This is a genomic window from Streptomyces sp. NPDC085900 (genome assembly GCF_044540925.1).
GTDB lineage: Bacteria > Actinomycetota > Actinomycetes > Streptomycetales > Streptomycetaceae > Streptomyces > Streptomyces gilvifuscus.
Genome location: NZ_JBITSP010000001.1, coordinates 1045712 through 1051786, shown reverse-complemented (window position 1 = coordinate 1051786; position 6075 = coordinate 1045712). Strand labels below are relative to the sequence as shown.

5 protein-coding genes and 1 pseudogene are annotated in these 6075 nt (G+C 71.4%); 3 read left to right on the top strand and 3 right to left on the bottom strand.

Annotated elements, in window-relative coordinates:
* Window positions 1-191, bottom strand: a pseudogene (locus ACIGDI_RS04715) (cytochrome ubiquinol oxidase subunit I); the annotation flags it as partial.
* Window positions 188-1150 carry a cytochrome c oxidase subunit II gene (coxB, locus tag ACIGDI_RS04710; RefSeq protein ID WP_390626236.1) on the bottom strand — a complete coding sequence of 321 codons (963 nt, stop codon included), beginning with the start codon at window positions 1148-1150 and terminating at the stop codon, window positions 188-190. The pseudogene ACIGDI_RS04715 and the gene coxB, both read right to left, overlap by 4 nt.
* Window positions 1151-1393: 243 nt before the next feature.
* On the opposite strand from coxB, the gene ACIGDI_RS04705 reads away from it, so the two are divergent.
* The gene (locus ACIGDI_RS04705; protein ID WP_399890419.1) at window positions 1394-2770 is read left to right on the top strand and encodes a cysteine desulfurase/sulfurtransferase TusA family protein; all 1377 of its coding nucleotides are present in this window, start codon (window positions 1394-1396) and stop codon (window positions 2768-2770) included.
* Here ACIGDI_RS04705 and ACIGDI_RS04700 read toward each other — a convergent pair whose 3' ends face one another.
* Window positions 2771-3745 (bottom strand): carbohydrate kinase family protein, encoded by a 975-nt coding sequence (locus ACIGDI_RS04700; RefSeq protein ID WP_200702269.1) that lies wholly within the window; start codon window positions 3743-3745, stop codon window positions 2771-2773.
* A 153-nt stretch (window positions 3746-3898) separates the two neighbouring features.
* Between ACIGDI_RS04700 and ACIGDI_RS04695 the strand changes: the two genes are divergently transcribed.
* Together ACIGDI_RS04695 and ACIGDI_RS04690 are read left to right on the top strand one after the other, a co-directional pair.
* On the top strand, window positions 3899-4108 hold the full coding sequence (locus ACIGDI_RS04695; RefSeq protein ID WP_399890415.1) for a hypothetical protein: 210 nt from the start codon (window positions 3899-3901) through the stop codon (window positions 4106-4108).
* Window positions 4109-4332: 224 nt separating this feature from the next.
* Entirely contained in the window at window positions 4333-6060 is a 1728-nt protein-coding gene (locus ACIGDI_RS04690; protein ID WP_399890412.1) for a hypothetical protein, read from the top strand.
* Window positions 6061-6075: the final 15 nt, after the last annotated feature.

Genomic DNA, 6075 nt, shown 5'->3' with positions numbered 1-6075 from the left:
AGCGCCATCACACCGCCGATCAGGAAGAACGCGAACGACGTGACCAGGTACAGCGTGCCGATCGTCTTGTGGTCGGTGGTCGTCAGCCACTTGATCACGACACTGCCGCGGTTCTGGCGCCGGACCGGCAACTCGTCCGTGTAATGGGACCCTGCTGCCGCGGCACCCTGGGGTTCGTTGAGGATGCTCACAGGTTGTTCGTCTCCCGGTTCTTCTCGTGGCTCGTCTGCGCGATGCCGGCGGGAACGTAACCGGTCTGCCCCTTCTTGGCGAGTTCCTTGAGGTGCTGCTCGTAGCGGTCCGGGGAGACGACCTTCACGTTGAACAGCATCCGGGAGTGGTCGACGCCGCACAGCTCGGCGCACTTGCCCAGGAAGGTGCCCTCCTTGTTGGGGGTCACCTGGAAGGAGTTGGTGTGGCCCGGGATGACGTCCATCTTCATCAGGAACGGCACCACCCAGAAGGAGTGGATGACGTCACGCGAGGTGAGGACGAAGCGGACCGTCTTGCCCTTGGGCAGCCACAGGGTGGGACCCGGGTTGTTGGTCTGCGGGTTCCGCGTGGCGGGCGTACCGACGTCGTAGACGCCGCCCGCGTTCGCCGGGAATTCCTTCTTGAACCGGTCCGGGATGGCGGCCAGGTTCGCGTCGGTCTTCGCGTCACCGGTGACACCGCTGACGGGCGTGATGTAGTTGAAGCCCCAGCTCCACTGGAAGCCGACGACGTTGACCGTCACGTCGGGCTTCTTGTCCGTGAGGCTGAGGAGCTTCGACTCGTCACGGGCCGTGAAGTAGAAGAGCACCGAGACGATGATGAGCGGGACGACCGTGTACAGCGCCTCGATCGGCATGTTGTACCGGGTCTGCGGGGGAACCTCGACCTTGGTCCGGCTGCGCCGGTGGAAGATCGCGCTCCAGATGATCAGACCCCACACCAGCACGCCGACGGCGAGCGCGGCAGCCCAGGAGCCCTGCCACAGGGAGAGGATCCGCGGAGCCTCTTCCGTGGTCGGGGTGGGCATACCAAGGCGGGGGAAGTCCTTGTATGTGCAACCGGTGGCGGTCGCCAGGACCAGGCCCGCGGTCATTGCCTGCAGCAGCTTCCGCCGCATCGGGCGCCGCGGCGAGCGGTCGGAGCCGTTGGGACTCACGTAGCGCCTTCCCGAGAGTCTCGCCCGCGCGTGTTGGCTGCGGCCTGCCTTCTTCGGTGGTCGGTCGCCGCCCTGCGTCGGGCAGGGGTTTGGATGTTTATGCGGACCAAACCCTAGCCGACGCGTTCGGAGGGTTCGCGGGGAGGGGGGCCTAGTCGGGTGGGGGTTCGCCGGTTTGGCGGCTGCGGGCGGGTTCTGGCTGGTCGCGCCGCCCCTCGGGCCCCTGGGAGTTAGCGTTGCCGTGTGCCCTACTTCGACGCCGCTTCCAGTGCTCCGCTCCATCCCGTTGCCCGTCAGGCGCTGTTGGCCTCGCTGGACGAGGGGTGGGCCGACCCCGCTCGGCTCTACCGGGAAGGACGCCGGGCTCGGATGCTGCTGGACGCCGCGCGGGAGGCCGCCGCCGAGGCCGTGGGATGCCGGGCTGACGAGCTGGTCTTCACCTCCTCCGGTACGGCGGCCGTACACACCGGCGTCGCGGGCGCGTTGGCGGGGCGGCGGCGGGTCGGACATCACCTGATCGTGTCCGCCGTCGAACATTCCTCGGTGCTCCACGCCGCCGACACGCACGAGGCCGGCGGCGGAACCGTCACCCGCATGGCGGTGGACCGATCGGGGGCGGTGGACCCGGCGGGCTACGCTGCCGCGCTCCGGCAGGACACCGCGCTGGCCTGTCTGCAGTCGGCCAACCACGAGGTGGGGACCGTGCAGCCGGTGGCGGAGGTGGCCGAGGCGTGCCGGGCGGCCGGGGTGCCGCTGCTGGTGGACGCGGCGCAGTCGCTGGGGTGGGAGCCCGTCGAGGGCGACTGGTCGCTGCTGACCGCGAGCGCCCACAAGTGGGGCGGGCCGGCCGGAGTCGGACTGCTGGCCGTCCGCAAAGGGGTGCGGTTCGCCGTTCAAGGGCCCGCCGACGAGCGGGAGTCCGGGCGGGCCGCCGGGTTCGAGAACCTTCCGGCGATCGTGGCGGCGGCCGCCTCGCTGCGGGCGGTGCGGGACGAGGCTGCGCAGGAGGCGGTACGGCTGCGGGAGCTGACGGAGCGGATCCGGGTGCGGGTGCCCGAACTGGTGCCGGACGTGGAGGTGGTGGGCGATGCCGTACGGCGCCTGCCGGGGATCGTCACCTTCTCCTGTCTCTATGTCGATGGGGAGACATTGCTGCACGAGCTGGACCGGGAGGGTTTCTCCGTCTCGTCCGGATCGTCCTGCACGAGCAGCACGCTGACGCCGAGCCATGTGCTGAAGGCGATGGGTGTGCTGAGTGAGGGGAATGTGCGGGTTTCCCTGCCGCCGGAGGTGGCGGCGGAGGACGTGGAGCGGTTCCTGGAGGTGCTGCCGGGGGCGGTGGCGGGGGTGCGGGAGAAGCTGGGGGCGCCGACGCCCACGACCGTGCGGCACCAGGACGCCCTGGTGGTGGACGCCCTGGGCAAGCTGTGCCCGCTGCCCGTCATCGAGCTGGCCAAGGTCATCGGCGAGGTCCCGGTCGGCGGCACGGTACGGGTGCTGGCCGACGACGAGGCGGCCCGGCTGGACATCCCGGCGTGGTGCGAGATGCGCGGCCAGGAGTACGTGGGCGAGGAGCCGGCGGACCACGGTGCCGCGTATGTGGTCCGCCGGGTGTCGTAGTCAGGCCAGGTGCTTGCGGACCTCGGTGGCGGCGTCGTCGCCGTAGGCCTTGGTGAAGCGGTCCATGAAGTGGGCGCGGCGCAACTGGTACTCCTGGGTGCCGACCGTCTCGATGACGAGGGTGGCGAGCATGCAGCCGACCTGGGCGGCGCGCTCGAGGGAGACGCCCCAGGCGAGGCCGGAGAGGAAGCCTGCGCGGAAGGCGTCGCCGACACCCGTGGGGTCGGCCTTGCGCTCCTCGTCCGGGCAGCCGACCTCGATCGGGTCCTCGCCGACCCGCTCGATGCGGACGCCGCGCGCTCCGAGGGTGGTGACGCGGTGGCCGACCTTGCCCAGGATCTCGGCGTCGGACCAGCCCGTCTTGGTCTCGATGAGCCCCTTCTCGTACTCGTTGGAGAAGAGGTACGTGGCGCCCTCCAGCAGTATCCGGATCTCGTCGCCGTTCATCCGGGCGATCTGCTGGGAGAAGTCGGCGGCGAAGGGGATGGACCGGGAGCGGCACTCCTCGGTGTGGCGGAGCATCGCCTCGGGGTCGTCGGCGCCGATCAGGACGAGGTCGAGGCCGCCCACGCGGTCCGCGACGGTCTTCAGCTCGATCTGGCGGGCCTCGCTCATCGCGCCGGTGTAGAAGGAGCCGATCTGGTTGTGGTCGGCGTCGGTGGTGCACACGAAGCGGGCGGTGTGCAGGGTCTCGGAGATGCGGACCGAGTCGGTGTCGACGCCGTGCCGGTCCAGCCAGGCCCGGTACTCGTCGAAGTCGAAGCCGGCGGCGCCGACCAGGATCGGGGTCGTGCCGAGCTGCCCCATGCCGAAGGCGATGTTCGCGCCGACGCCGCCCCGGCGTACGTCCAGGTTGTCGACCAGGAAGGAGAGCGAGACCGTGTGCAGCTGGTCCGCGACGAACTGGTCGGCGAAGCGGCCGGGGAAGGTCATGAGGTGGTCAGTGGCGATGGAGCCGGTGACTGCGATGCGCACGGCGTTGACTCTCCTGTGGGGAGACGGGTTGACGCTTCACGCTACCGGGTCGTAGCTGAGCACTCCAGCGGACCGGGACGAGGCTGCGAAGTGGCCAAAACTACCCGATAGTAGATCTTTCTCGACGGGCGGATCGGTGCTTACGGTTCCGGTATGACGAACCTCAAGGTCCACGCCCCGGTCCCGGTCGACCTCGAAGGCGACATGGCGTCGCTGTGGGGCGACTGCGCCCGGATGGTCCCCCACTGGGCCGCTCCCGACCGGACCCTTCCGCTTCCGGTCTCCCCCTCCCGCATCCACGGTGTCACCGTGCCCTCCACGTCGGCCAGGCTTCTGGAGGCGATGTCCGACTACGGCGACTGAGCGGGCGCGGTGGTCCGGACGACCGGCGCGGTGGTTCTGGTGCCGGCGCCTTGGTCCGGATGACCGGCGCGGTGGTCCGGATCGGCGCGCGTGAGGGAACCGTGCGCTCCCCCGGTGCGTCCCATCGCCGTCCCCCGTCGAGGGGATGCGCGATACGACCCCTCTCCGGCCGTTTTGACAGGGCCGGGTCAGGGTTCTGGGACAGCACGTGAAGGAGCGATGCGGTGACTACGGAGCGACCCGACAAGGACGCCGAGGAGCAGGGCGCCGTGGCGGAGCAGGGCGCTGGTACTCCGGACGCCGCTTCTGAGGGGACGGGGGCGGCGGAGCCGGCGGAAGGCGTCACCGAGGCGGCCGAGGAGAAGGAGGCTGCCGAGAAGACCGGGACCGACGGGGAGACGGAGGCGGCCGGGGAGCCCGAGGCCGATGCCGGCAACCGGGGCGACGGGGGCGACGGGGCCGACGACGAGGTACCGGACGCCACCCCCGACCCCGACGCCGAGCACCCGCGGCCGTCCCGGCGCCGCTCCCCCGTGCTCGTCGCCTCCGTCGCCGCCGCCGTGCTGCTCGTCGGCGGTGGCGGGGCCTACCTCGCCGCGTCGGCCTCCGGCGGATCCGATGGCCGTACGGGCTCCGGGGCCTCCGGGGACGGCACTCCTCCCCCGCCGCTCGCCCTCGACGGCTACGGCGACAGCGGTTCGAACGGGATCGCGCCCGGGGAGCCCAACCCGTACGGCGCGACGTACAAGGTCGTCGGCAGTCTGCCCGGCGGACCGGGCTCGGCGCCCGTGTACCGGGCGGGCGGCGAGGTCACCGAGGCGGAGGTCGCCCGGCTGGCGAAGGCGCTCGGCCTTGACGGGACGCCGGTGGCGCAGGGGCAGGCCTGGCGGGTGGGGCCCGGCAAGGACCCGTCCGGGCCCGGCCTGGTCGTCGACAAGCAGGCGCCCGGGACGTGGACCTACCACCGGTACGCCGCCGGGACCGACGACTGCCGCGACGTCACCGTGTGCCACAAGGACCCGGCCAACCCCGCCGTCGACACCGTGAGCGAGGCGGCCGCGAAGAAGGCGGCGGCGCCGGTGCTGAAGGCGGCGGGTCAGGACGACGCCAAGGTGGACGCGAGCCAGGTGATGGGCGCCCAGCGGATGGTGAACGCCGATCCGGTGGTCGGCGGACTGCCCACCTACGGCTGGACCACCGCGCTGACGGTGAGCGCGCAGGGCGAGGTGGTCGGCGGCAGCGGCCGCTTGAAGGCGCCGGTGAAGGGGGACACGTACCCCGTCCTGGGCGCGCGCCGGACGCTGGACCTGATGAACTCGGCGCCCGTCACCGACCACCGCATGGGCATCGGCGGCTGCGCCAGCCCCGTACCGCTGAAGGACCGGCTGGAGGCGCCCTGCGGGCAGGGGACGCCGGGCGCTACGGCGACGCCGGCGAAGCCCACCCTCACCGTGGAGAAGGCGGTCTTCGGACTGGCCTCGCACACCGTGGCCGGGCGGCCGGCGCTGGTGCCGTCCTGGCTGTATGAGGTGCGGGCGGCGGGCGCGCAGGACGCCTTCACGGTGACGTATCCGGCGATCGACCCGAAGTACCTGGGCTCGGGGGCGTCGTCCGGGCAGCCGACCCCGTCGTCGACCTCCGCTCCGGACACCCGGGACGTGAAGGTCGAGGGCTACATCGCCGACGGCAGGACGCTGACCGTGTCCTTCATGGGCGGGGTGTGCGGCGACTACGCGGCGACGGCGAGCGAGAGTTCCGACGACGTGACCGTGACGGTGACCGAGACGCCGTACAAGAACCGGGTCTGCATCATGATCGCCAAGGAGATGGTGAGGACGGTGCAGCTGAAGGAGGAGCTGGGCGACCGGAAGGTCGTGGGCTCGGACGGCAAGCAGATCCCGCAGATGAAGCCCGGTGCGCGGCTGCCGCGGACGTCGGCCGGGGTGCGGTAGCGCCGCGGTAGGGCG